Below are 23,885 nucleotides of genomic sequence, written 5' to 3' on the forward strand. Positions count from 1 at the left end.
GGGACGCCAAGAGGCGCCCCCACCCCGGCCCTCCCCACTCTCGGCTGCGCCGGGGGGGAGGGAGCAGTAAGTGATCCTCGCTGTCACTGGCGGGACCGGCTTCGTCGGGCGCCACTTCCTGCGCATCGCGGTCGAAGCGGGCCATGAGGTCCGTGCCCTTGCCCGCTCGACGCAGGCCCCCCAGTCCGGCGTTACCTGGATCCCCGGCACCCTCGCCGAGCCGGCCGACCTGTGCGCCGGCGCCGATGCAGTCGTCCACATCGCCGGCGTCATCAACGCCCGCACCCGCGCCGAATTCGACGCGGGCAACGTCGCCGGGACGGCGTCGATGCTGTCCGCCGCGCGAGCCGCGAACGTCCGCCGCTTCGTCCATGTCTCTTCGCTGGCCGCGCGTGAGCCGCAGCTCTCGAGCTACGGCGCGAGCAAGCTCGCCTCCGAGGCGCTGGTCGAGTCCTCCGACCTCGACTGGTCGATCATACGCCCGCCAGGTGTCTATGGCCCCGGCGACCGCGAGACACTCGCGCTGTTTCAACTAGCAGCGCGTGGCTTCGCGCTGACCCCCTGGGCCGGGCGTGTATCGATGATCGAAGTGTCCGACCTGTGCCGCGCACTGCTCGCCCTCGCTGCAGCGCCGCCGACATTCGCAATCCACGAGGTCGACGACGGCACGCCTGTCGACCATGCGACACTGTCGCGCATCATCGGTGAGGCTGTAGGACGACGGCTGCGGATGATCCGCGTACCCGCGGCGGGGATGGCGTTCGCCGCGGCGATCGACACCGCCCAGTCGCGGCTACGCGGCCACCTGCCCCGCCTCAGCTTCGAACGGGCGCGCTACCTCGCGCATCCGGACTGGGTGGTGCGGGGGGATAACCTCGCCGGGCTATGGGCGCCGCAGGTCGATCTCGCCAGCGGCACCGCGGCCGCGGCGGCGTGGTATCGGGCGCAAGGTTGGCTGTAATCTATAGTCGTCATCCCGGCGAAGGCCGGGACCTATTCGCCACGAACCCAGCAATGATGCTCGACCGATCGACCCTGCCGACGAAGATTCGGGATGAGGGGGCCCGGCCTTCGCCGGGATGACGAACCGGAGGAATCACTTGCTCTCACGCGTTGCGAGACGCCCCGCGCCGATCCGCCACAACACCCCCGGCCCCGCTTTGGCCATTTTGTCTTGGCAACAGCGAAATCGCTTCAGGAGCCTTGAATGACCGACCGTTCCGCGATCTTCGCACGCATCCTCGCGTTGATCGAACCCTTGAACAAGAAAGCCATCCCGCTGGTCGAGACGACGAGTTTCGCCGACGATCTCGAGATGGATTCGCTGACCGTGATGGACCTTGTCGCCAACATCGAGGACGAGTGGGACATCGTGCTGCCGCTCAACATGCTGCCCGAGCTGGAAACCATCGGCCAGGTCGCCGACGCTGTGGCGAAGCTGACCAAGTGATCGATCTTCTCGACAAGTTCGACGGCATCGTCGCCGAGCGCCAGGCGCTGCTCGACACCGGTGCCCGCGATCCCGTCGGTGTGGTGATGACGGAGGTGCTGTCGCCGACGCGCGCCATCATCAGCGGCCGCGAGACGATTCTGGTCGGCACGTACAATTACATGGGAATGACCTTCGACCCCGACGTGATCGCGTCGGGCGAGGCGGCGCTGCGCGATTTCGGCGCGGGCACGACCGGCAGCCGGGTGCTCAACGGCACCTACGCCAGCCACAAGGACTGCGAAGCGGCGCTGTGCGAGTTCTATGGCACCAAGTATGCGATGGTGTTTTCGACCGGCTACCAGGCTAATCTGGGCGTCGTCTCGACACTGGCGGGGCGCGGCGATTACGTCGTGCTCGACGCCGATAGCCATGCCTCGATCTACGACGGCTGCGCGATGGGCAACGCCGATATCGTGCGCTTCCGCCACAACAGCGTCGAGGATCTGGCCAAGCGCCTGGGCCGCCTGCCCGCCGAGGCCGGCAAGCTGGTGGTGCTGGAGGGCGTCTATTCGATGCTCGGCGACATCGCGCCGCTGGCCGAGATGGTCGCGGTCGCCAAGGCTGCCGGCGCGATGGTGCTGGTCGACGAAGCGCACGCTATGGGCTTTTTCGGCGATCACGGCCGCGGCGTGACCGAAGCTGCGGGCGTCGAGGACCAGGTCGATTTCATCATCGGCACCTTCTCCAAGTCGGTCGGCACGGTCGGCGGTTTCTGCGTGTCGAACCATCCCAAGTTCGAGGCGCTGCGGCTGGTCTGCCGGCCTTATGTGTTCACCGCCGCGCTGCCGCCGACCGTGATGGCCTCGTCTGCCACGTCGATCCGCAAGCTGATGCACGGCGGCAACAAGCGCCAGCATCTGTGGGAAAATACCCGCGCGATGCACGGCGGCCTGCGCGAACTGGGCTTCACTCTGGGCACGCCCGAGGCGCAGAGCGCAATCATCGCAGTGATGATGCCCGATCAGGAGACCACCGTCCGCATGTGGCAGGCGCTGCTGGAGCGCGGTGTCTATGTCAATTTCGCAAGGCCACCGGCGACGCCGATGGGGACGTATCTGCTGCGCTGCTCGCTGTGCGCTGAGCATACGATGGAGCAGATCTCGACGATCCTGGCGGCGTTCCGCGACGCAGCGACCGAGGTTGGTCTGTTCTAGCGGACCGCGCCCCGGGCGAGCAGCCGGGGGAGCAGGACCAGCCCGCCGATCAACGGCCAGCGGCGCTGCCACGGCTTGACCGGGACCGGCACCCCGGCGTGGCGCTCGATCTTCCATGCCAGATAGTCGAGGCCGCCATCGAAGGTGAACGCCGCCTTGGCCAGTCGCGCGGCGGAAAGCAGCTTGCCCTCGCGTCGACGGCGCACCCATGCGGCGGGAGCATGGGCGCGATCGAGAGCAGCGTCGATCCGAACCTGGTCGCCGTTGACCTGAGCGTCGATCCCGGCTGCCTGCAGCGCGGGACTGGTGAACGCGCGGTAGCGGTCCGGATCCGACGCGACGATCCCGATGCCGCGCCCGACCTTCTCGGAGCGTAGCTCGGCGGCGAAGGTCAGCGCAAACGCTCCGGTCCACAATGCGTCGACGGTGAGGCTGGCTGGCAGCATCGGTGCGGCGGCGGCGAGCAAGGCAGGCGCAGCACCACTAACGGCCGCGATCGCGGCATCTCGGGCAGCCTCGTCCGACTCCCAGGCCAGCCGCGACGGCTGCGCGAACCGTGCCCAGACCGAAGGATTGCGCGTCGCGGCGCTGCAGAGTCGCGCAAAGTCGGCGCTGCTCAGCACCGCGAATTTGGCGCGCAGGCCGCCGTGCGTCGCCTGATAGACGTTGGGCGGCACCAGCCGATTAGCCCGTGCCTGCCAGTCGCCGCCATAGGCCGCGTCATAGTCCGAGACTATGAGGTAGAAATCGAGCATCAGCCCGTCGAGGCGCGCCTCCCGCAGGCATGAGCCGTAAAACAGCACCGCCCGCGCCGCCGCCCCGAACCGACCCGCAATCTCCGCCGCGAATGCCGCGACCTCCGGCTGGACCGCAACCGCCAGTTCGGCGGCGACTAGCTCACGCAGCAAGGCGCACGAAGGACACCGGCGCGGTGGTGGTCAGCACGATCGACCCGCCGTTGGCTGCCTGGAAGATCTCGCCGTCCATGACTACGCTCGGCCGTCCGCCCTCGATGCGAATGACGTCGCCACCCTGCAGGTGCAGCCCACCGATCGAATGATGGCCGAGCCTCCCGATGATGACCTCGAAAGCGATGCGGATCAGCGTGATCGGGTTCTGCTCGATCGCCATCATCCGCAGGGCCCCGCCGAACTTGCCCGGCCTGATGTTGAGCGCGATGCGTTCGAGCGTCGTCACCATGACCAGCAGGAAATTGCCCTCCTGCCGTCCGTCGCCACGGGTCAGGCGCATCCGCGGCTGCTTTTCCGGCAGCCAGTCGGTGCGGATGCCCAGCAGCACGCCGAACACCAGCGCCACCGCCGCCAGGAAATGGCTCAGCCAGTTGGGCAGGCCGAGCGGGTAGATGCGGTTGCGGCAGAACAGGATGATCTCGGCCAGCCCGGCGCCGCCGAGGAACATGCCCAGCACCGGGCGGCTGCCCGCGACACCGTCGGTCAGCGCGATCAGCTGGCGGTTGACGACGTGCGGGTCCATGCCCTCCTCGGCAATCCGCAGCAGCTGGCGCAGCGCCCCGAGCGCATCGCCGTGTGCGCCGAGATCGAGCGCGATCAGGTTGGTCTTGCCGTTCGGCAACACCGCGACCGGCGGGATTGTGCCGCCGAAATGGCCGCCCAAGTGCATCTCGGTCAGTGCCTTTTGCACCGTACCGTCGCCGCCGTTGATCGCCAGTACCACCGGCTTCATCCGGGCGATGGTCCGCAGCGCCTCGGGCACCTCGTCGATGCTGTCGACTTCGTAATGGAAGATGTTGGGATGCGCCGCGACGAAGCTGCGCACCTGCGGCAGGATCGCCAGGTTGCCGGTCGAACGCGGGTTCGACAGCAGCGCGATGACGGGCATGGCGCTCACAGGTACTTCAACGTGATCGGGACCTGCGTGATGCCAAGGCCCGCCGCGAAGGCGACCTTGTCGACCGCCGGCTTGGAGAAACCCAGGCTGGGATTGTTCGAGAAGCCGCCACCGTCGCGGAATATGTTGGCATGATGGTCACCGTTCCGATCGTGCAGCACCGCGACGGCGTAGTGCCCCGCACCCACAAGCCCGACACAGACCTCGGCATCCCCAGCCGAAGGCACCGGCATGTCGATGCGCTTGGTGTAGCGACCCTTGACCAGCCAATCGGCATCGGTCGCAGGATAGGTCGAGATGCGCAGCAATCCGACGCGGTCCTTGAAGCCGCTGACCCGGACCAGCAGCGCCGAACCACGCGCCCCGGCCGCACAGGCCGCGACGTCGGGACCGGTAATCGCAGCGCCCGAGGCAACCGGCATGGCCAGCAGCATCGCGACGTTCAAGCAAGCCAGCCGCAACACTCTCACTTTATCGATGACCTTCCGATCGCGCGCCGCTATAGGACGGCACGCATCACGCACCCCTTCCATGGTCCCCATGTGAGGCTAAAATTTGGCCGAGGGACGGCAGCACTTGGGATTGCTCACGCGCTTCGACCGTTATCTCGCGCGCCTTATCCTGGTGCCGCTGATCTCGTGCCTGACGATCGCGGCCATGTTGCTGCTGCTCGACAAGATGCTCAAGCTGTTCGACTTCGTCATGAACGAGGGCGGACCGGTGTCCGTGGTCTGGCGGATGCTCGGCAATCTCATTCCGGAATACCTCAGCCTGGGCATCCCGATCGGCGTGATGCTCGGCATCCTGCTGGCGTTCCGCTCGCTGGCACTGTCGAGCGAGCTCGACGCGCTCCGGGCCGTCGGCATCAGCTACAATCGGATGCTGCGCGTGCCGATGATGTTCGCGCTGCTGTTCGCGATCGTCAACGTCGGCATCGTCGGCTTCCTCCAGCCTTATTCGCACTATGCCTATGAGGGCCTGCGCTTCGAGCTGCGCTCCGGTGCACTGGGCGCCAGTATCAAGGTCGGGGAGTTCGCCAAGCTCGGCAAGGGCATGACGCTGCGAGTCGAGAGCAGCCGCAACAAGGGCCGTGACCTGTCCGGGCTGTTCGTCCGTGCCCAAGCTGCCGATGGCAAGGCGCTGGCCGTCACTGCCGATAGCGGCACCTTCCTCGCGACCGACGACCCCGATGTCATTCTGCTGCGACTCCACCACGGCACGCTGGTGCATAGCAACAACGCGACGACCCTCCCTCGCGTGTTGTCGTTCGAGCAGCATGACTTGCCGATCAACCTGCCGACCATGGGCGCCTTCCGGGCGCGCGGCGATCGCAACATGGAGCTGACACTGCCCGAGCTGGCGCGTGTCGACCGCGCTGCCGACTCAACGCGCAGCGACAAGCTCCAGTCCGCGGCGACGCTGAACCGGCGTATCGTCCAGTGCGTCGTGATGTTCCTGCTGCCGTTCCTGGCGGTGGCACTGGCGGTGCCACCCAAGCGCTCGACGTCGGCACTGGGTGTCTTTGTCGCGATCGTGCTGCTGGTCACCTATCACAAGCTGACGGAGTACGGCGAGCGCATGGGCAGCATCGGCAGGGTCGATCCCGTGCTGGCGCAGTGGGTGCCGTTCACCCTGTTCGCGGCGCTGTGCCTGTGGCTGTACTACACCCTCGCCTATCGACCCGGCGGGCAGCCGATCGGCTTCCTCGACCGCTGGTTCGCCAAGATTGCCAGCCTGATCGGCAAGGCCATGCAGCGCCGCGAGCCCTATCGCAACGACGCGCTGTCGGCTGGTTGACCGTCATGTTCCCGTCCAAGACGATCGCCTGGTACACGGCGAAGATGTTCCTCATCCGCACCCTCGCCTTCCTGGGCGGGTTGGTGCTGATCCTCGAGACGCTCGACCTGCTCGGCGAATCGAGCCGTATCCTGGCGGCCGCCGGCAACGGCGATGCCGAGCTCTGGCACTATGTCGCGCTGCGGGTGCCGCAGCTGATCCAGCTGTTCCTGCCGTTCTCGGTACTGCTGGGCACGCTGGTGACTTTGGCGACGCTCAACCAGAATAGCGAAGTGGTGATCTTCAAGTCCGCGGGCATCTCCGCCCACCAGATCCTGTCGCCGCTGGTCATCGCCGCGCTGGGCATCTCGGTCGTCAACTTCGCCTTCAACGAGCGCGTCACGGTCCGCGCCAATGCAGCCCTCGATGTCTGGCAGGCCGCCGAATACAAGCGTGGCCCGGCCGGCGATGCGACGGTGGCGGAGCAATGGGTGCGCGGAGGCGACGACCTGTTCCACGCCGACACCGTCAGTGGCGGTGGCGGCACGACGACGCTGCACGGCGTCACCATCTATGACCGGTCGGGCAACCGCCTGGTGCGCGTCGTCCGGGCGACGTCCGCGGTGCCGGCGACCGGCGGATGGACGCTGACCGGGGCGCGCAGCTTCGACGTGGCGCGCGGCGTCGAGACCGCCAATGCCCAACTGGCTTTCCCAAGCGCGGTCACCGCCCAGCAATTCACCACCGTCAGCGTCGACCCCAGCCATGTGCCATTCTGGGACCTGATCGACGAAATCGGTGAGCAGCGCGACGCCGGACGTAACGTCGATGCCCTGGTCGCCTCGGCCAACCACAAGATTTCCGGGCCCCTGTCGGCGATGCTGATGCCTCTGCTCGGCGCCGTGGCGGCGTTCGGGCTGGCCCGATCGGGCCGGCTGTTCGTCCGTGCGGTGATCGGCATGTTCCTGGGTTTCGCCTTCTTCGTGGCGGACAACTTCATGTCGGCAATGGGCAATTTCGGGACTGTGCCGCCGGTACTTGCGGCCTGGGCGCCGTTCGTGCTGTTCTTCCTGATCGGCGAAACCGTGCTGTTCCGGACCGAGGAATGATGCCGCACCCGGTGTAATTGCGTTAGCGGAGTCCTAAATCCGCCGCATTGCGTTCGTAACTGCTGCGTCAATCAATCGGAGAACACCCGGTGGCTGTGTCATTGCCCATGCCCGGCATCTGGAAGCGCTCGCATTATCTCAACAAGATGAGCCTGCGCCAGCTGGTCGTCGCCTACTTCCAATATTATGCGATCCAGGCCTATCTGGCGCTTGCCGTCGTCGCGGCGGTGGTCGCGGTGATGTATCCGCCGACCCTGATCCAGGGGCTGGTCGCGGCCGGCTTCGCGGTGCTGGTCTACCCGCTGGTCTGGTACGGGCTGCACCGCTATGTCCTGCACGGTCAGTGGATGTTCAAGTCGCCGCTGACCGCCAAGACCTGGAAGCGCGTGCATTACGACCACCACCAGGATCCGAACCACCTCGAGATCCTGTTCGGCGCGCTATACACGACGCTGCCCCCGATCGTGCTGATGACGCTGCCGTTCGGCTGGCTGGTCGGCGGTGTCGGCGGTGCGGCGATCGCGCTGTGCGCCGGGCTGCTGACGACCTGCTTCTACGAGTTCTGCCACTGCATCCAGCACCTGTCGTACAAGCCCAAGAACAAGGTCCTGGCGCTGATGAAGGCGCGTCACATGGCGCATCACTTCCATGACGAGAGCGGCAATTTCGGCATCACCAACTTCGCCTGGGACAAGGCGTTCGGCACCTTCTACGAGCGCGAGCAGCGCCCGGTGAAGTCGGCGACGGTGTTTAACCTGGGCTATACCGACGAGGTTGCGCAGGTCTATCCGTGGGTCAGCGAGATGTCGGGCGGTGTGGCCAAGGGTCATCCGCGCCAACGTAAGGCAGCGTAGAATCAACTCCGGGGGGCGCGTCGTTTAGTGGCTGATCAACTGCGGCTTATCGAAGTCCTTACCCCCAAGCAGCGACAGGCGTTCGTCGAGCTGCAGTTCACCATCTACGCCGACGATCCCGACTGGCGCGCGCCGCTCAAGTCGGAGATGCGCGAGCTGATCGACGGCGCCAAGACCAACCCCTGGTTCGAGCACGCCGAAGCCGCGTTCTGGATGGTTTATCGCGGCGACACCGCGGTCGGCCGTATCTCTGCTCAAGTCGACCAGTTGGTGCTGCAGTATATGGGCGCCGGCACCGGCCATTGGGGCATGTTCGAGTGCATCGACGACCAGGCGGTCGCCGACCTGCTGCTGTCGACCGCCGAGAACTGGCTGCGTGCCCGCGGCATGACCCGCGCGCAGGGTCCGTTCAGCCTGTCGATCTGGGACGAGCCCGGCGTCATGGTGGCCGGCTTCGGCACCCCGCCGACGGTGATGATGGCGCATCATCGCAGCTGGTACTCCAAGCTTATCGAAGCTCGCGGCTACGTTGGCATCAAGGACATGCACACCTGGGAGGTGCAGATCACGCACCCCTTCCCCGACACCGTCCAGCGCATCGTCGCGATGGGCGAGAAGAATCCGCGCATCCGCATCCGCGAGGTCGTCAAGAAGGACTTCGCCAACGAGGCCGCGCTGATCCTCGATATCCTCAACGATGCCTGGTCGACCAACTGGGGCTTCGTGCCGTTGACCCCGCACGAGGTCGCGCACGTCGGCAAGAAGCTGAAGCCGATCGTCTATGAGGACATGATCCGCATCGCCGAGCTCGACGGCGTGCCAGTGGCGTTCATGATCTCGCTGCCCGACCTCAACGAGTTGATGGGCGACCTCAACGGCAAGCTGTTCCCGTTCGGTTGGGCCAAGCTGTTGTGGCGGCTGCGCAAACCCAAGGTCAATCGTATCCGCGTGCCATTGATGGGCGTTCGCAAGTCGCTCCAGGGCACCCGCATGGCGTCGATGGTGGCGTTCGTGCTGATCGAATACATCCGCCGTGCAGCGCGTGACGTCTATGGTGCGAAGCGCGGCGAGATCGGCTGGATCCTCGAGGACAATGGCCCGATGCGCTCGATCGCCGAGGTTATCGGTGCGGAAATCACGCGGACCTACCGGGTCTACGAGAAGCCGCTGTCGGCGGAAGTTCACTAAACATCACACCATAAACGTGATCTTCGCTGGTCGCGCCGCCAATGACGCGGCGGGCCTCGGGTCGTGATGATCGCCGCCGTGAAACGGTGGCGGATGAGAAAGAGCGCGTCGGTTCGGCAGTCACAGTCGACTCGACGCGCAGGATGTACCGGATCGGTTAGGCTGTAGGAAAGTCGAATCGTGACGCGGCGTGGCGCACGTCAGGTGCGAACGACGATCCACACCGGGACATGGTCGCTTGCCCGTTCACCGGCGCGAACGGTCCGGTCGATGCCCGCGTCTATCAAGCGGTCGGCAAGGCCCGGCGACAGCAGCAGATGGTCGATGCGCAGCCCGAGGTCGCGCGGCCACGCGCCGGCCTGGTAATCCCAGAAGGTATAGGCCGGGCCGCTCGGCTGCACGGCACGGATGGCGTCGGTCCAACCCTGGAACATCAGGCGGCGGAAAGCGGCGCGGGTCTCCGGCTGGACCAGCGCGTCATTGCCCATCGCCGGCTCGCTGAACACGTCCTCGGCAGTCGGGATGACGTTATAGTCGCCGGCCAGCACCACCGGCTTCTCGCTCGCCAGCAACGCGGCGGCATGTTCTTCCAGCCGCGCCATCCAGCGCAGCTTGTAGTCGAACTTGGGTCCCGGCTGGGGGTTGCCGTTGGGCAGGTAGATCGAGGCGATGGTGACGCCCTCGACCTCCGCCTCGATATAACGGGCATGCAGATCCTCCGGATCACCGCGCAGGCCGCGCCCGGTCTCGGTGGCGGGTACCTTGGACAGGATCGCGACGCCGTTGAAGCCCTTCTGGCCGTGGATGAGGCAGTGGTAGCCGGCGTCGTTCAACGCCGCGACCGGGAAGCTCTCGTCCTGTGTCTTGATTTCCTGCAGGCAGGCGACATCGGGCTGCGTCTCCGCCAGCCAGTCGAGAAGGCGCGGCAGTCGCGCGCCGATACCGTTGATGTTGAAGGTCGCGATCCGCATGCCGCTGTGTAGCGCCGTGCCGGGTTACGTCAAACCACGAAGCTTCGGCTCAGATCGAGAAGCTGGTGCCGCAGCCGCAGCCACTAGTCGCGTTGGGGTTCTTCACCTCGAACGCCGCGGCGCCGATCTTCTCGACAAAATCGACCTGTGCGCCGTCGAGGAAAGGCAGGCTGACCGGATCGACCAGCATGGTGACGCCGTCGGTCTCGGTCACGAGGTCGTCGGCCGCGGCATCGCTCTCCAGGCCGAAGCGGTACTGGAAGCCGGCGCAACCGCCCCCATCGACGGCTAGACGGAGCTTGAGGCCGGGCTTGCCCTGGCGTGCCGCGATTGCAGCGACGCGGGCGGCGGCGGCGGGCATCAACATTGGGGCTGTCATCACGTCAACATAAGCGTGATGGCGGCCAACTTCAATTCAGCGAGATACGGGTCATGCCGCCGATGCTGTAGGTCGTGGTGGCGTCGTCGTTGACCAGCGTCGCCTCGACCGGGCCCTGGACTTCGGCTGCGCCACGGCTCTGCGCCGCGAGCATGAAGGCGGAGGCGTCGAGATAGGGGCGCGGGTTGACGGCGCGCCCATCGAGGCGAACCTCGAAGTGCAGGTGGGTGCCCGTCGAGCGGCCGGTCGAACCCATGCGGGCGATCAGCTGGCCCTGGCTGACATGCTCGCCCGGGTGCACCAGGATGGCGGACAGGTGGCCATAGCGGGTGGCGATGCCCTTGCCGTGCTCGACCTGGACGAGGTTGCCGTAAGCGCCGGACTTGGCGGCGGTGTCGACGATACCCTCGGCGGCGGCATAGACCGGCTCGCCATAGGAGCCTGCCATGTCGAGACCGGCGTGCATCGCGGTGTTGCCGTTGAACGGGTCGTAGCGAGTGCCGAAGCCCGAGGTGTAGGTGAACGTCTTGACCGGCATGTACGACGGCACCGACGACATCGCGCTCTCCAGCGCCGCGAGCTTCTTCCAGCTGAGGAACAGGCTCTTGAAGCGCGGCTCGGCATCGGCGGGGGCGGCGACGGGGACATAGGGTCCGCCCATCGCGGCGCCCTGGGCAACGTCGGACTGGGCGACGAAGCGATCGGGATCGAGGCCGAGGCGGCGTAGCAGAGACTGGGTGTCCTTGAGGCGGGCCTGGGCGGCGCCGGTGGCCTTGTCGACGAAAGCGAGCTGGGCGGTCTCGACCTTGCGGAACGGCTCGAGCGCGGCGTCGGTGACCGAGTCCATGCTGGCGACCTGGCGGGGCATCATGTCGGCGAGCGCCTTCAGGTTGCCCTTGCCGCCGAGCAGGCCGGCGAGGAACGCCTGGCGACCTTCGATGCGTGCTGCGGTGGCGGCGACATTGCCCTTGAGCGCGGCGCTGTCCTGCTGGAGCGAGACGACCTGGCTCTGCAGGCGGGCGAGTTCCGCCTGCTTTGCGGCCAGTTCGGCGTCCTGTCCCTGCAGGCCCGAGGCGGTGACGCCCAGCCAGCCCGCGATCAATGCTGCTCCACCCAATGCCATGATCTGCTCGCGCGTCCTTAGCCTGAAGGTGCTGGTGCCGCGGTCGCGGTGCCAGACGAAAACCTGCTCCGGAAAGCGTGCGGCGGCGCGTGTCGCTAGGCTATGCCAGGCGGCATCAAGACGTTGCACTGAGTTAAATCCCCGAAGCCCGAAACGAATGCCGGCTGACCTGCCGGTGACCCTGTTGAGCATCCGCGGCGACCTGCGGCAAGCGACGCATCGGCCACCGCGGACCAAGCGCCCGCATGTTGCGGCGAGTTGATGAATATCCGTTCAGCTGTACGATTTCGTGCAACCAAATGCCGGTTCGTTCGTGCAACGGCTCGAATCAACTAATCTTACAGTGCTTTGGCAGCAGTCAGCACCTCGGCGGCATGGCCCGGCACCTTGACCTTGTGCCAAGCGCGGACGACCTTGCCATCGCTGCCGACGAGGAAGGTGGCGCGCTCTATCCCCATGTATTTGCGGCCATACATGCTCTTTTCGACCCACACGCCCCAGGCCTCGCAGGCGACACCGTCGGGGTCGGAAGCGAGGGTCACGCCGAGGTCGTGCTTGGTACGGAACTTGCCATGTGCCGCCAGCGAGTCCTTCGATACGCCGATCACCTCGACACCCGCTGCGGCGAACTCGGCGCCCAGTCCGGTAAAGGCGATCGCCTCGGCGGTGCAGCCCGACGTATCGTCCTTGGGATAGAAATAGACCACAGCGGTCCTGCCCTTGATATCGGTGCGGCCGCCTGCATCGGTCGCGAGGTCGAGTGCGGGGGCGGTGTCGCCGGTGTCGATAGCCATGATGGTTCCTAACGCCTGGTGCCGAAGACCTCGCTCCATGCCGCAATCACCCGCGTCTTGGCGAGTCCCAGCGCGGCCTCGATGTCGTCGACATGATTGACCGCACCGAGCAACGCCTGCGCCGCCGTCGCCGGTGCGCCGCCGTCCGGAGCGACGAGGCGCAGCGTCACCAGCGTCCGGGTCAGCAGGTCGTGATCGGCGGTCAGGTCGGGCCGCAGCTCGCGCACCGCCGTGCCCAGGTCGGGGGTCAGCGCGGCGCGGTCGCGGAGCTGGAGGAAATGGATGATGAACTCCAGATCGACCAGCCCGCCGGGCGATAGCTTGACGTCCCACTTCCCCTTCGGCGGCTTGGCGGCGGCGATATCGGCGCGCATCGCCAGCACGTCGGCGCAAAGCTTTGGTCCCGGCGGCTGGTGCAGGACCGCGTCGATGACCGCCTGCGCAGCGGCCGCGTCACCGGCGACGACGCGCGCCCGGGTCAGCGCCATATGCTCCCAAGCCTCGGCCTCGTCCGACTGGTAGCGGGCAAAGCTGTCGAGGCTGACCGCGAGCAGCCCCTTGGCGCCGAACGGCCGCAGCCGGGTATCGACCTCGTACAGCGCGCCCGCTGCGGTCGGCACCGACAGCGCAGCGGTGACGCGCGCCGCCAGCCGGTTGAAATAGACCGTCGCCGCCAATGGCTTGGTCCCGTCGGACACCGTCTCGTGGCTACCGCTGAACAGCATCACCAGGTCGAGGTCGGAGGCGTGGGTCAGCGCCTGGCCGCCGTAGCGCCCGAAGCCGAGAACGATCAGCGCACCGCCCGCGACCCTGCCGTGCAGCAGCTCGAACTCGCGCGTCGTTGCCTCGACCAGCACGCCGAGCGCCGCATCGGCGAGGTTGCTGAGGTCGCGCGCCACCTGCAGCGGATCGGCCTGCGCCTCGATCAGCTGGGCACCGAGCTGGAAACGCCGCTCGCCGGTCCAGCGGCGGACGCGGTCGAGAACCTCCTGCATGTCGCGCGCGCCGCCGGTCAGGCTGACCAGTTCGGCATGGAGCGCCGCGGCATCGGGCAGCGGCAGAAAGGCGTCGTCGCCGAGCAGCACGTCGAACAGCGCCGGCTGCCGCGCCAGTGCATCGGCGAGCACCGGCGCCAGCCCGAGCAGGCGCCCGAGCAGCGGCACCAGCCGTGGATTGGCCTCCAGCAAGGCGAAGAACTGCACCCCCGCCGGCAGCTGGGCGAGGAAACTTTCGAAGCGCGCCGCGGCGTGGGCGACGTCGGGGGCAGCGGACAGGCTGGCGGCAAGACTGGGTAGCAGCGCCTCGAACGACGCCCGCGCCGGCTCGCTGCGCAGGGCACGGTAGGTCGCTGCCCGCCAGCGCGCGATCATCGGGACCAGCGCGACGCCGGCCTTGCCGAGCTGCTTCTGCAAGGCCTTGGGATCGACCGGCAACTGCGCCTGGGTGCCGCCGCGCGCCTCGGCGATCAGCCGGTCGAAGGCGGCCGCGACCGGCGCGGTGGTGGTGCGCAACTGCTTCTCCAGCGACCGCCAATCGCTATAGCCGCACAGCTTGGCCAGCGCCGTGCGGTCCGGGGCGAGCGGCGGGATGCTGTGGGTCTGCTCGTCGTTGAGCATCTGGAGCCGGTGCTCGACGCCCCGCAGCGTGCGGTAGGATTCGGCCAGCTCGGTCGCCTCGGCCACGGGAATCCGGCCGCTGCCGGCCAGTGCCGTCAATGCATCGAGTGTCGCCGGTGCGCGCAGGCTCGGCTCGCGGCCGCCCCAGACAAGCTGATGCAGTTGCGCGAAGAACTCGACCTCGCGGATGCCGCCACGGCCGCGCTTGAGATCGAAGCCGGGGCCGAGTGCCTGGCCCGCGTCGAAGTGATCGCGGATGCGCAGCGACACCGCCTGGATGTCGCGGATCGCGGTATAGTCGAGGCTCCGACGCCAGACGAACGGCGCGATGGCGGACAGGAACGAGCGGCCCAGCGCCACGTCGCCAGCACAGGCGCGGGCGCGGATGAAGGCGGTGCGCTCCCAGGTCAGCGCCTCCGACTGGTAATAATGCTCGGCGGCGGCAACCGGCAGCGCCAGCGGGGTGATCTCCGACGCCGGGCGCAGGCGCAGGTCGACGCGGAACACATACCCGCCGCCGGCGCGGTCCTGCATGATCGCAACGACGCGGCGCGCGATCCGGACGGCGGCATCGGCGTGATCCTCGCGCGGGCGGCACGGGATGACGGCGGGATCGTAGAGCAGGATCAGGTCGACATCGCTGGAATAGTTGAGTTCGTGGCTGCCGAGCTTGCCCAGCGCCAGCGCGACGAAGCCGGCATTGGGCGCGTCGCGTTCGGCCAGGGCGGCCGCGATCGCGGTATCGAGGGCCAGGTCGGCGAAATCCGACAGCGCGCCGGTCACGCGCTCCAGCCCCCATTCACCGGACAGGTCGGCGAGCGCGGTGACCAGGGAAACCTCTGCCTTGGCAGCGCGCAGGCGCTCGACGACCGGCTGGGCCTCGTCGCGGGCTATCGCCGTCGCGCGGGCCAGTGCCGCATCGGCGCCGTCGGCAACCAGGCATTGCATTGCCGCCTGCCGGCTGCGGATCAGTCCACGCAGGAATGGCGCATGCACCCAGGCGTGCGCCACCGCTGCCGCCAGCGGATCGGACATCGGCGGCAGCGCGCCGAGCAGGCGGGCGAGTTCGGGGGGCGGTGCCAGCGGCGGGAGAGTGGGAAACATGGTGCCTATGTGCCAGTCCGCGAGCCTGCTGTCGCCAGCCTCGTGGCCGCCGCGTGCCTCCGGCGTTAACCTCGTTTCGTTAACGAAAGTGTCAGGCTTCTTTACAGTTGACGACTGTTGAAACCTTAACGACCGTTGGATTCCAATGAGTTAAGAAACTGGCACAATCATTGCGAGGAAGTTTACAGGACCTCGCATCGGGGCCAGTTCGGGAGTTCTTATTACATGTTCATCAAGTCACTTGCCGTCGCCGCCGCCCTGCTCACCGCAGGCGTCGCCAGCGCGTTGCCGACCACGATCGACTTCAACGACGGTACAGCGCCTGGCTTCACCGGCGACTATCAGGTCTTCGCCCAGGGCGTTTCCGGCGTCGCCGCTGCCGTCAACGGCACGTCGTTCCTGGCCGTGCCGAACAGCAACATCACGACCAGCGTCGCGACCTACACCAGCCCCTTCGCGTTCACGAACTTCGCGTTCGATTGGGGTACGCCCGACAGCTACAACACCGTGACCTTCACGGGCGCCAACGGCTTCACCAAGAGCGTCACCGGATCCGGCGTCGCCACCGGTCGCGCCACCTTCGTGTTTTCGGCAGCACAGGGTGTCAACACCGTCTCCTTCAGCAGCAGCAACCGCGCTTTCGAGATCGACAACATCTCGGCCGCCGTGCCTGAGCCAGCCACCTGGGCGATGCTCCTGGGCGGCTTTGCGATGGTCGGCGTTTCGGCTCGCCGCCGCAGCCGCGCGCTCGCCGCTTAAAGCGAACGTCACGAAATGAGGGCGGGCGGGGAGTGATCCCGGCCCGCCCTTTTTCGTGGGTGGCTGTGAGTATCAAAAAGTAAGGGGCCGCGGCAAAGCCGCGTCGGACGGGTGAGCGCGGGAGGTGCGCTGACCCGCCGGCCGGCTGGCGCGCGTGTCGCGCGCAGGGAGGGAAACGCGATAGGGCGCGTTTACCGCCCTGCGCTAGCCGCGTGCCAGCGTATCCACCTGCCCCATGATCTGGTTCAACGCCGATACCCCATGCGTCGGGGCATCCGTCCGCCGCGACGGCAGCAGTCCTTCGTTAAGAATGATCTCCAGCGCCGCACGACCGCGCGCGACCCGAGACTTGATCGTGCCGACGGCGCAATCGCAGATCGAGGCCGCTTCCTCATAGGCAAAGCCACCCGCCCCGACCAGGATCAGCGCCTCGCGCTGCGCCTGTGGCAACTGCAACAGGCCGCGCTGCAGGTCGGCCAGGTCGATCTGGCGGTCCTGCCCGGCCGGCATGGCGAGCAGCTTGTCGGCGGTGAAGTCGTCCCATTCACCCTTAAAGCGCGAGCGCCGCATCTGGCTAAGGAACAGGTTGCGCAGGATGATGAAGGTCCAGGCACGCATGTTGGTGCCGGCCTGGAAGCGGTCACGCGCCGCCCAAGCCTTGAGCAGCGTCTCCTGCACCAGATCGTCGGCGAGATCGCGCGAACCCGACAACGACCGACCGAAAGCACGCAGATGCGGGATCACGGCAGCGAGCTGGACCTTGAACTCATTGTCCGGCAGCGCCTCGGGACGCGGCGGCGGCGGTGCCTCGCCCGCACCGAGACGAGCCAGCAGCTGCTCGAAAATGTCCGGCAGCGCCTGCTCCGACGATTCCGCGAACGCCACGCGCAGAAAAGCGCCGAGGTCCTTGGCCGCGGTGGCGATCGGAATCGCGTTCGGATCGGCCTTGGTGCGCGGCACGGCCTTGTGGCGGCTCACGGCCATCAATCATTCCTCATCGGTCAGCTATGGCTCAGATAAATGGCGGCGAACGCAACCACGATCAAGACCAGCGAGACGATCAGGACCAGCCGGACCTTGCCGCCGCTGGTCGACCCGCCACTTGCCTCGGTGGGGGTCAGTACGGTCTTTTCCTCGTCCACGTCACTTCCTCGATTATCTAACGCCGACGTAACGAGCAGCCTTCCGCCACTGTTCCACGGCTCGCGCTATCGACTCAGCCGGCGAAGCTGGCGGTCGAATTGAAGAACAGGGCCTGTGCGATCGCGGCCTTGACCGTCGAGCGCTGGAACGGCTTGGTGATCAGGAACGTCGGCTCCGGCCGCTCGCCGGTCAGCAGGCGCTCGGGGAACGCCGTGATGAAGATCACCGGCACCGAGAACTCGCCGAGAATGTCCTTGACCGCGTCGATGCCCGAGCTGCCGTCGGCCAGCTGGATATCGGCGAGCACCAGGCCCGGCTTGTCGGCCTTGGCGAGCGCGGCAGCCTCGTCGCGGGTGACGGCGATGCCGGTCACCTCGTGGCCCAGGTCGCGGACGATCGCCTCGATATCCATGGCGATGATCGGCTCGTCCTCGATGATCAGCACGCGCGTCGCGGTCTGGCGGTCGATCTCGGCCAGCGCTTCGGCGACCAGCGATGCGACATCGGCGGGGCGGGCGTCGATCAGATAGGCGGCGTCCTCGTTGGTGAAGCCTTCCATCGCAGTCAGCAGCAGCGCCTGGCGCGAGAGCGGCGTGATCGCGGCGAGGCGATCCTGGGCGATGCGCTCCATGGCGCCGGCATTCTGCGGCTCGGGCGTCACCTCGACGTTGGCGCTGCTCCAGATCGCGTGGAAGACGCGGTAGAGGCCGAGGCGCGCGTCGACGTCGCGCGGGAACTCCGCCGGATTGGAGACGATCGCCTCGAGGCTGGCCCGGACGAACGAATCGCCATTGGACTGGCTACCGGTCAGGGCGCGGGCGTAGCGGCGGAGATATGGCAGGTGTGGTGCGATGTCAGCGGCAAGTGACATTGATAAAAACCCTCTCGGCGGGTCGAACGACCCCGGACTTACGCCCTACTGGCGGTAACGCGCGGACCGCATAGACGGTCTGCTCGGTATCGAACAGATGAACCAAATATTTGTTTCCCGATTGAAACAATCTCACCTAGATCGACGCTCGATGCGTATCCCTCTCGCTGCAGTGACGCAACTCTCGTACGTCTTGACTCCGATCCTGACTGTCCCGATGCCGCCATCCTGCTGTCCCAAGGACGAAGATGCTCGTGCCTGACCAGCCAACCGATGAGCCGACGCGACCCGACGGGTCTGCCAGTCGGACCGATGTGGCCAATCGGGTCGGCGCCAGTTTGCGCCAAGTCTTTGACGAGATTGCCGCCGAACCCCTGCCCCAGGCGTTCGAAGACCTGCTACGCAAGCTCGGCTAGCACCATGGACAGGAGCGTTTCTTGACAAGCGACCCGCGGCGTTCGCGCTTTCGCGACTGGCCGCTTGCCGCGAAGGTCATGGCGTCGCTGGCGCTGACGCTGCTGCCTCTCGGCGTGTTCGCGGCGATCGTCGCGGTCAGCAATTTCCGCCGGCTCGATGCCCTGCGCCCAGGCAACAGCCTGACCGTGACGCAGGTCCTGGGGATCGCCGCGCCGATGGTGATGTGGCTGGCTGCATTGTTCATCGGCTGGGTCATTGCGTCGCGCCTGATCGTCGAGCCGCTGGCGCGGATGCGCGCCGGGGTCGAGCGCTATACCTCCGGCGACGGTAGCGCCCGAATTGGCAGCCAACCGTTTTTCAGCCGCGAGATCGCCGAACTGGCCGCCGCATTCGACACCATGGCCGACAGCATCGCCAGCCATGAGGCCGAGCTGCAAAGTGCGCTGCACGAGCAGAAGCGCCTGACGCGGGAGGTCCACCACCGGGTCAAGAACAACCTGCAGATCGTCTCCAGCCTTCTGTCGATCCAGGGCCGCGAGACTGCGAACAGTGAAGTGTCGCGCGCCTATGCGACCGTTCAAGCGCGGGTCGCGGCGCTGGCGATCGTCCACCGCTGGATGTACGAATCGGACACTCCGGGGATCAGCCAGGGCGTCGACCTGCGCTCGCTGGCGAACGATCTGTGCGCGGCGCTCGAGCAGGGGCTAGCGCAGAGCGAGCACATCACTGTCAGTGTGATCTGCGACGTCGCTCGCCTGTCGGTCGGCCAGGATACCGCCGTGCCGCTGGCATTCTTGATCACCGAACTGGTCAGCGCCGCTGCCCGTCGCAGCGCGCCGGATGCGCTGGTCACCAGCGTCACCGCCCGCGCCGTCAAGCAGGATGCGACGCTATCGGTGACCAGCGACGTTTTCGTCGGCGAGGACCGACTGGCGCCGGGCAGCAAGGACCCGGCCAGCCGCATCATCCACGGCATGGCGCGGCAACTGCGCTGCCCGCTACGCCATGACGCGGCTGCGGGCAGCTACAGCATTACATTCGCGCTGCCCGCAGCCTGAGCTTTACAGCGTGACGTGCGTGACGTCGCCGCTGCTCGGCGGCTTCTGCGTGATGTTGGCGGCAGCGACCTGAAACAGCTGGACCAGCTTGTTCGGTGAATCCCAGACCGTTGCGTGGCGCGGCGTCACCTTGATCAACGCAGTCGTCGGCGCTTCCGGACCTTCGGGCATCCACGCCTCGGCGAAGGGCGACCACAGTTCCTTCGCCTTGGCCGCATCGCGGACGACGCGCGCGACGCCGGTTACCGACACCCAGCTGTTAGCCTTGGGATCGCCGAACGCGACGTTGACCTGCGCGTCGTCGGCAATCTCGTGGGTCTTCGCGCTGTCGATGCGGGTGATGAACCAGATCGTGTTGGTCTCACGCTCGACGCTGGCGCTCATCGGGCGGCTCTCGAGGCCGTCGCTACCCTCGGTGGTCAGCATGCCGGTCCGGATGGACTCGATGGCATCCCACAGCTTTTCCTGGTCTTGCATGATCCTGCGCTCCAAATTTTCGCATTTCGAAGCAGCTATGACGCATCATCGTTACGGCCGGTTCCCTCCGCCGGGGTCGCAACCGGGACTGCATTAATATTCTGCATTAAGCAGGGAACCGATTTGCAGGGACGCCGTTCTACACCTCGGATAGCGATATTTGCCCCCCCGCTCTCGCTATCCTCCCAAGGGCCCGGTCGCATCACCCCCCCCGAATGCGGCCGGGCCCGATTATTTCAGAGCTTGGGCAGTCTTCCAGTTTTAACGGAACCAACGTCGCAGCGGCATGTTTGTTGCGGCGTCAGTTCGACACTTAGGAGACATCTGCATGACCAAGTCCCTCGCTATCGCCGCCACCCTGGTCGTCGGCCTCGCCCTCACGGCCTGCAACACCGTTGCCGGCGCCGGTAAGGACGTCAGCTCGGCTGGCAAGGCCGTCACGCACACTGCCAACGACGTTAAGAACTAGGAATTTCAGCCGCCCCGGTTCGCCGGGGCGGCTTTTACGTTTGGCGACCTCGGGTCGTTATTCTGCGATTACCGGAAGCTGGCGTGCTTCCTTGGCGCGACGGCGCTCGGTGAACCACATCGCGATGATCGAAATTTCGTAAAGCATGATCAGCGGGATCGCCAAGGCGAACTGCGACCATACGTCCGGCGGCGTCAGCACGGCCGCCACAATCACCGCCCCGACGATGGCATAGCGCCGCCCGGCAATCAGCTGCGAACGCTGGATGATCCCGGCCCGCTCCAGCAGCAGCAACAGCACCGGCAGCAGGAACGCCACGCCGAAGGCGATGATGAACTGCATGACCAGCGACAGATAATCGCCCATCGCCGGCAGGGCCTCCTGCGCCAGGCCACCCTTGCTGCCGTTATGCTGCCAGCCGAGGAAGAACCGCATCGCCGTCGGCATCACGACATAATAAGCGAGCGATGCACCGAGCAGGAACAGCGCCGGCGTCGCGATCAGGAATGGCAGGAACGCCCGCTTCTCGCGCCGGTACAGGCCAGGGGCGACGAACGCCCAGAGCTGGTTGGCGATCACCGGGAACGCCAGCACGAAGGCGGCGAACAGCGACACCTTGATGTTGACGAAGAACGCCTCGTACAGCTTGGTGTAGATCAGCTTGCCGGTGACGCCGGGACCATAGGCCTGCGCCAGCGGACGGGTCAGGAAGTCGAAGATCTGCTGCGACTGGGTGAAGCAGATCCCAAACGCCACGATCAGCGCACCGATCGACCACAGCAGCCGGCGCCGCAACTCGATCAGATGCTCCATCAGCGGAGCCTTGTTGTCGTCGATATCGGGATCGTCGACCATCAGTGCGTCGTCGGCAAAGGCGCAGCCGCGGGAGACGGCACCGGCATCGGTGCCGGGGTCGCGGCATGGACGTCGATCTCGATGGCCGGCGGAGTATCGGCGAGCGGCATCATCACCGCACCGCCATGCTCGACGCTACCGGCCTGCGCGTCATGCGCGATCTCGGCCGGCGTGACCGTCAGCGCCTCCTCGACCGGGCCGCTGTAATCCAGCGTCGTCACCTGGGTGGACGCGATGATCGCGGCATTCTGGGCATCCCACTGCTTTTGCATCTCGTCGAGCTCGGCTTCGCGCATCATCGTGTCGAAACCGGCGCGGACATGGCGCGACATGGCGCGGCCCTTGCCGACCCATTGCCCGACGATGCGCATGACGCGCGGCAAGTCCTTGGGGCCGATGACCACCAGTGCGACGATGGCGATGACCGCCAGCTCGCTGCCATCGATGCCGAACACCGGTCTGCCTTACGAGCGCGGCGTCTCGGCGGGCGACGGGTGGACAACCGGCTGGCCCCCCTGCACTGGAGCGACCTGCACCGGTGCGATCTGCGGCGGTGCCGTGCTGGTGTGCGTCGTCGTGACCGGATCGTCGGCCAGGCCCTTTTTGAAGCTATTGATGCCCTTGGCCATATCGCCCATCAAGTCGGAGATCTTGCCGCGTCCGAACAACAGCATGATGACCAGGATGACGACGAGCCAATGGAACAGGCTGAACGAACCCATGAAACGAACTCCTTGCGTGCCGGCATATGGGGCACCCGATGCCCGGTTTCTACTGCAACGCGCTCGCCGCGTCATCCCTGCAATGGGGCTGGCGCTCACGGCGCTGCTCGGCGGCTGCGCGACGACCCCGGCGCGGACCCCGATCGCGGCGCAACCGGCGCCTCGCCCCTATGTCGCGCCGCCCGGACTGGAGCGCGTCATGGGCAAGACCCCGGCGACGGTGATCGCGTTGCTCGGCTCGCCCCGCCTCGACCGCACCGAGGGCAAGACGCGGCAGCTGCAATATAGCGGCAAGGCCTGCGTCCTCGACCTGTACGCCGTAGGACCGGTCATCACCTATGCCGAGGCGCGCAAGCCGACCGGGCTGCCCAACGACCCGGTGACCTGCCTCAACCTGATCGCCCCGACTAAAGCAGGTTAGGACGGGCGGAACTTACGACCGGACGGTGGATTTAGTTGAGCCTGCGTAACTGGCTTACCCATGTCCGACACCCGCGAGATCGCCTTCCTGTTCATCGGGGGCGCCCATCAGGTCTACCATCTGGCCCCGGTCGCTGCCGCGTTGAGCCGGCGCCTGCCCGACACCTGCATCACCTGCGTCTATCCCGATGCCGAGACCGGGGCGGCGCTGGCCCGGGTCCGCACCGCGCTCGATGCCCCGGCGCTGAAGCTCGATCATGTACCGCCGCCCCCGGTCGCCGACTGGCTGGCGCGTGCCACCCGCCGCCATACGGCGCGCAAGGGCCCGATGCTGATGCGCCTCGCCCCCCGCCTGCGCCGCGCCCGAGCGGTGATCACGCCGGAGCGCACCTCCGCCAATTTGCGCTGGATGGGTCTGTCCAAGACGCCGATGATTCACTTCCGCCACGGTGCCGGCGACCGCGCGCCGTCGTCGGAGGCTCGCCTCAAGGCCTTCGACCTCGTCGTCGTCGCCGGGCGCAAGGACGTCGAGCGCGCCGTCGAGGTCCAGCATCTCGACCCGGCCAAGGTCCGCGATTGCGGCTATGTGAAGCTCGACTTCCTCACCCACACACACCCCGAAGTCGCACCGCTGTTCGACAACGGTCGCCCGGTGGTGGTCTATAATCCGCATTTCGACAGCGCGATCTCGTCATGGCCGGTCGCCCGTGACGTCATCGAGCGGTTCCGTGCGCAGGACCGCTACAACCTCGTCGTCGCGCCCCACATTCGGCTGTCGGACGACATGACCCCGGAGGACATGGCCGAGTGGCAGGCGCTGGCCGAGCCCGGCCGCATCATCGTCGACCTGCGCTCGCCCAAGCTGATCGACATGACCTACCTTCTCGCCGCCGATGTCTATCTCGGCGACATGTCGAGCCAGTTGTACGAATTCCTCGCACGCCCGCGTCCGGTGGCATTCGTCAACGCGCACGGCGCAGCGTGGCGCGGCGACCCGCGCTATGCCGGATGGCGGCTCGGCAGCGTCGCGGATAGCGTGGAAGACGTGATCGGCGCGGTCGATCGCGCCCGTAGCGGCCATCCGGCGATGATCGCCAGACAGCGCGCTGCCGTCACCGAAGCCTTTGGCCTGATCGACGGCGCGGCCGAGCGCGGCGCCGAGATCATTGCCCAGACACTGTACGCCAAGGCAGCCTGATGCGGCCAAATCGCCGCGCCGCCTGAGGCTTGCACCCCCGCGACGGATCATGTTAACGTAAACGTCA

The 23,885-nt window shown here is 66.6% G+C and carries 28 protein-coding genes; 13 read left to right on the forward strand and 15 right to left on the reverse strand.

Annotated features, from left to right (window positions below):
- Nucleotides 1-70 precede the first annotated feature (70 nt).
- The 3 genes from ACOFKW_RS00975 to spt all read left to right on the forward strand — a co-directional run bounded on the left by ACOFKW_RS00975 (nt 71) and on the right by spt (nt 2,646).
- Nucleotides 71-961, forward strand: coding sequence for an NAD-dependent epimerase/dehydratase family protein (locus tag ACOFKW_RS00975; protein WP_419815487.1), 891 nt, complete (start codon nt 71-73; stop codon nt 959-961).
- A 246-nt stretch (nt 962-1,207) separates the two neighbouring features.
- On the forward strand, nt 1,208-1,450 hold the full coding sequence (locus ACOFKW_RS00980; protein WP_419815488.1) for an acyl carrier protein: 243 nt from the start codon (nt 1,208-1,210) through the stop codon (nt 1,448-1,450).
- Nucleotides 1,447-2,646, forward strand: a complete 1,200-nt coding sequence (gene spt, locus ACOFKW_RS00985) for a serine palmitoyltransferase (protein WP_419815489.1) — start codon at nt 1,447-1,449, stop codon at nt 2,644-2,646. Before ACOFKW_RS00980 ends, spt begins: the two co-directional genes overlap by 4 nt.
- On the opposite strand, the gene ACOFKW_RS00990 is transcribed toward spt, so the two are convergent.
- Genes ACOFKW_RS00990 through ACOFKW_RS01000 form a run of 3 tightly spaced genes read right to left on the reverse strand, consistent with a single transcriptional unit; the run spans nt 2,643 to nt 4,949 of the window.
- Nucleotides 2,643-3,554, reverse strand: coding sequence for a hypothetical protein (locus tag ACOFKW_RS00990; protein ID WP_419815490.1), 912 nt, complete (start codon nt 3,552-3,554; stop codon nt 2,643-2,645). The genes spt and ACOFKW_RS00990 overlap by 4 nt on opposite strands.
- Entirely contained in the window at nt 3,544-4,506 is a 963-nt protein-coding gene (locus ACOFKW_RS00995; RefSeq protein ID WP_419816991.1) for a diacylglycerol/lipid kinase family protein, read from the reverse strand. The genes ACOFKW_RS00990 and ACOFKW_RS00995 overlap by 11 nt, the downstream gene beginning before the upstream one ends.
- A gap of 5 nt (nt 4,507-4,511) precedes the next feature.
- Nucleotides 4,512-4,949: a DUF2141 domain-containing protein gene (locus ACOFKW_RS01000; protein WP_419815491.1), complete on the reverse strand. Its 438-nt coding sequence runs from the start codon at nt 4,947-4,949 to the stop codon at nt 4,512-4,514.
- 148 nt (nt 4,950-5,097) lie between these two features.
- On the opposite strand from ACOFKW_RS01000, the gene lptF reads away from it, so the two are divergent.
- The 4 genes from lptF to ACOFKW_RS01020 all read left to right on the forward strand — a co-directional run bounded on the left by lptF (nt 5,098) and on the right by ACOFKW_RS01020 (nt 9,442).
- Nucleotides 5,098-6,312 (forward strand): LPS export ABC transporter permease LptF, encoded by a 1,215-nt coding sequence (gene lptF, locus ACOFKW_RS01005; RefSeq protein ID WP_419816992.1) that lies wholly within the window; start codon nt 5,098-5,100, stop codon nt 6,310-6,312.
- A 5-nt stretch (nt 6,313-6,317) separates the two neighbouring features.
- On the forward strand, nt 6,318-7,400 hold the full coding sequence (gene lptG, locus ACOFKW_RS01010; protein ID WP_419816993.1) for an LPS export ABC transporter permease LptG: 1,083 nt from the start codon (nt 6,318-6,320) through the stop codon (nt 7,398-7,400).
- A gap of 107 nt (nt 7,401-7,507) precedes the next feature.
- A complete protein-coding gene (locus ACOFKW_RS01015) occupies nt 7,508-8,254 on the forward strand; it encodes a sterol desaturase family protein (protein ID WP_419816994.1) in 747 nt (248 codons plus the stop codon).
- A gap of 27 nt (nt 8,255-8,281) precedes the next feature.
- Nucleotides 8,282-9,442, forward strand: coding sequence for an N-acetyltransferase (locus ACOFKW_RS01020; RefSeq protein WP_419815492.1), 1,161 nt, complete (start codon nt 8,282-8,284; stop codon nt 9,440-9,442).
- Between the two features lie 200 nt (nt 9,443-9,642).
- On the opposite strand, the gene xth is transcribed toward ACOFKW_RS01020, so the two are convergent.
- From xth to ACOFKW_RS01045, 5 genes are all read right to left on the reverse strand, one after another.
- Nucleotides 9,643-10,413: an exodeoxyribonuclease III gene (xth, locus tag ACOFKW_RS01025; RefSeq protein WP_419815493.1), complete on the reverse strand. Its 771-nt coding sequence runs from the start codon at nt 10,411-10,413 to the stop codon at nt 9,643-9,645.
- 49 nt (nt 10,414-10,462) lie between these two features.
- Nucleotides 10,463-10,792: an iron-sulfur cluster insertion protein ErpA gene (gene erpA, locus ACOFKW_RS01030; RefSeq protein WP_419815494.1), complete on the reverse strand. Its 330-nt coding sequence runs from the start codon at nt 10,790-10,792 to the stop codon at nt 10,463-10,465.
- A gap of 31 nt (nt 10,793-10,823) precedes the next feature.
- A complete protein-coding gene (locus ACOFKW_RS01035; RefSeq protein ID WP_419815495.1) occupies nt 10,824-12,044 on the reverse strand; it encodes a peptidoglycan DD-metalloendopeptidase family protein in 1,221 nt (406 codons plus the stop codon).
- Nucleotides 12,045-12,253: 209 nt separating this feature from the next.
- Complete coding sequence (locus ACOFKW_RS01040; protein WP_419815496.1) at nt 12,254-12,709, reverse strand: peroxiredoxin; 456 nt, start codon at nt 12,707-12,709, stop codon at nt 12,254-12,256.
- Nucleotides 12,710-12,717: 8 nt separating this feature from the next.
- Nucleotides 12,718-15,429: a bifunctional [glutamine synthetase] adenylyltransferase/[glutamine synthetase]-adenylyl-L-tyrosine phosphorylase gene (locus ACOFKW_RS01045; protein WP_419815497.1), complete on the reverse strand. Its 2,712-nt coding sequence runs from the start codon at nt 15,427-15,429 to the stop codon at nt 12,718-12,720.
- Between the two features lie 225 nt (nt 15,430-15,654).
- Between ACOFKW_RS01045 and ACOFKW_RS01050 the strand changes: the two genes are divergently transcribed.
- Nucleotides 15,655-16,188 (forward strand): PEPxxWA-CTERM sorting domain-containing protein, encoded by a 534-nt coding sequence (locus tag ACOFKW_RS01050; protein WP_419815498.1) that lies wholly within the window; start codon nt 15,655-15,657, stop codon nt 16,186-16,188.
- A 204-nt stretch (nt 16,189-16,392) separates the two neighbouring features.
- Here the strand turns inward: ACOFKW_RS01050 and ACOFKW_RS01055 are convergent, their stop codons facing one another.
- The 3 genes from ACOFKW_RS01055 to ACOFKW_RS01065 all read right to left on the reverse strand — a co-directional run bounded on the left by ACOFKW_RS01055 (nt 16,393) and on the right by ACOFKW_RS01065 (nt 18,202).
- The gene (locus tag ACOFKW_RS01055) at nt 16,393-17,172 is read right to left on the reverse strand and encodes a sigma-70 family RNA polymerase sigma factor (protein WP_419815499.1); all 780 of its coding nucleotides are present in this window, start codon (nt 17,170-17,172) and stop codon (nt 16,393-16,395) included.
- Nucleotides 17,173-17,189: 17 nt separating this feature from the next.
- Nucleotides 17,190-17,330 (reverse strand): hypothetical protein, encoded by a 141-nt coding sequence (locus ACOFKW_RS01060; RefSeq protein ID WP_419815500.1) that lies wholly within the window; start codon nt 17,328-17,330, stop codon nt 17,190-17,192.
- A 74-nt stretch (nt 17,331-17,404) separates the two neighbouring features.
- Complete coding sequence (locus ACOFKW_RS01065; RefSeq protein WP_419815501.1) at nt 17,405-18,202, reverse strand: response regulator; 798 nt, start codon at nt 18,200-18,202, stop codon at nt 17,405-17,407.
- Between the two features lie 248 nt (nt 18,203-18,450).
- Between ACOFKW_RS01065 and ACOFKW_RS01070 the strand changes: the two genes are divergently transcribed.
- A complete protein-coding gene (locus ACOFKW_RS01070; protein ID WP_419815502.1) occupies nt 18,451-18,618 on the forward strand; it encodes a NepR family anti-sigma factor in 168 nt (55 codons plus the stop codon).
- A gap of 21 nt (nt 18,619-18,639) precedes the next feature.
- Complete coding sequence (locus tag ACOFKW_RS01075) at nt 18,640-19,677, forward strand: sensor histidine kinase (RefSeq protein WP_419815503.1); 1,038 nt, start codon at nt 18,640-18,642, stop codon at nt 19,675-19,677.
- Between the two features lie 3 nt (nt 19,678-19,680).
- On the opposite strand, the gene ACOFKW_RS01080 is transcribed toward ACOFKW_RS01075, so the two are convergent.
- Entirely contained in the window at nt 19,681-20,154 is a 474-nt protein-coding gene (locus ACOFKW_RS01080) for a pyridoxamine 5'-phosphate oxidase family protein (RefSeq protein WP_419815504.1), read from the reverse strand.
- 328 nt (nt 20,155-20,482) lie between these two features.
- On the opposite strand from ACOFKW_RS01080, the gene ACOFKW_RS01085 reads away from it, so the two are divergent.
- Entirely contained in the window at nt 20,483-20,623 is a 141-nt protein-coding gene (locus ACOFKW_RS01085; protein ID WP_419815505.1) for an entericidin A/B family lipoprotein, read from the forward strand.
- A 57-nt stretch (nt 20,624-20,680) separates the two neighbouring features.
- Here the strand turns inward: ACOFKW_RS01085 and tatC are convergent, their stop codons facing one another.
- Genes tatC through ACOFKW_RS01100 form a run of 3 tightly spaced genes read right to left on the reverse strand, consistent with a single transcriptional unit; the run spans nt 20,681 to nt 22,200 of the window.
- On the reverse strand, nt 20,681-21,478 hold the full coding sequence (gene tatC, locus ACOFKW_RS01090; RefSeq protein WP_419815506.1) for a twin-arginine translocase subunit TatC: 798 nt from the start codon (nt 21,476-21,478) through the stop codon (nt 20,681-20,683).
- Nucleotides 21,478-21,933, reverse strand: a complete 456-nt coding sequence (tatB, locus tag ACOFKW_RS01095; protein WP_419815507.1) for a Sec-independent protein translocase protein TatB — start codon at nt 21,931-21,933, stop codon at nt 21,478-21,480. Before tatB ends, tatC begins: the two co-directional genes overlap by 1 nt.
- A gap of 9 nt (nt 21,934-21,942) precedes the next feature.
- Entirely contained in the window at nt 21,943-22,200 is a 258-nt protein-coding gene (locus ACOFKW_RS01100; protein WP_419815508.1) for a twin-arginine translocase TatA/TatE family subunit, read from the reverse strand.
- A gap of 82 nt (nt 22,201-22,282) precedes the next feature.
- Between ACOFKW_RS01100 and ACOFKW_RS01105 the strand changes: the two genes are divergently transcribed.
- Entirely contained in the window at nt 22,283-22,621 is a 339-nt protein-coding gene (locus tag ACOFKW_RS01105) for a hypothetical protein (protein WP_419815509.1), read from the forward strand.
- A gap of 60 nt (nt 22,622-22,681) precedes the next feature.
- A complete protein-coding gene (locus ACOFKW_RS01110; protein WP_419815510.1) occupies nt 22,682-23,818 on the forward strand; it encodes a hypothetical protein in 1,137 nt (378 codons plus the stop codon).
- Nucleotides 23,819-23,885: the final 67 nt, after the last annotated feature.

The organism is Glacieibacterium sp. (assembly GCF_965200405.1).
Classification (GTDB): domain Bacteria; phylum Pseudomonadota; class Alphaproteobacteria; order Sphingomonadales; family Sphingomonadaceae; genus Glacieibacterium.